This is a genomic window from Mucilaginibacter sp. P4_E8 (assembly GCF_056401495.1).
In genome coordinates, this window is record NZ_JBFUJG010000422.1 from 1 (window position 1) to 866 (window position 866).

Genomic DNA, 866 nt, shown 5'->3' on the forward strand with positions numbered 1-866 from the left:
AATTAAATCAATGGGAAAATTATGTATAAAACTGAGAAATAGTGTGTCGTTTTTGTGTACCCCGTTTTGGTTCGGCATGATAAATATGCTTTAAACAACCGCTTTTTTTTTAATTATCCGTGTTCCAATACCATTGGACTAAATGAATAAAAAACAATCTTAATGATAAAACATTTACTGCCGCTGGGCAGTTTTACCCAAGTTAACCATGAATTTTTCGCGGGCGGTAATTACAGATAAATAATACCTGATATAAAACACAAGTATTTTTTCGGCTAAATGAAGTTCCCTCCCTTTTTTTTGAATTAACTTAATACTTCTAACCGGGGGCCTCAAATCATATAGGAAACTTACTACTGATTGTAACTTACTTTTATTGCCTGGCTTATCAAAGCCAGCCTGTCCTCCTCCTACTCGCTTTGCTTTACTTATCAGCTCAGTTATGCTATGCCGGGCCGGATGATTAATTATCGCATCATCAGCATATTTAATTTTAAAGCCGGCATCGCGGGCCCTTATTGACCATTCATAGTCGCCCCCAGATAACAGGTCTTCTTTAAACAGCCCCACCTTATCAAAAACATACCTGTAACTAAACATATTGCCTGTAACACTGGTTCCATCCTGGTTTACATATAGATCCTGATTAAAGGCATATATTTTTTCATACAATTCAGCTTCCGTGAGCTTTTTTGAGTGATAATATAAATTGATCCTGCCCGCTATCCTATCGCACTCGTTACTGTTTACTAAAAACTTTACCGCATTTGTTATCCAGTCTTTATCCGCAATGCAATCTGAATCAGTAAAGCCTATAATTGCCCCCTTTGACAACGCGATTCCTGTGTTACGGGCAGCATACGATC

General features: G+C 37.6%; 1 protein-coding gene. It reads right to left on the reverse strand.

From position 1 onward, the window contains the following. Window positions 1–174 precede the first annotated feature (174 nt). Window positions 175–866, reverse strand: a 692-nt coding sequence (locus AC1DRQ_RS31875) for a glycosyltransferase family 2 protein (protein WP_477430216.1), incomplete at its 5' end; no start/stop codon positions are given.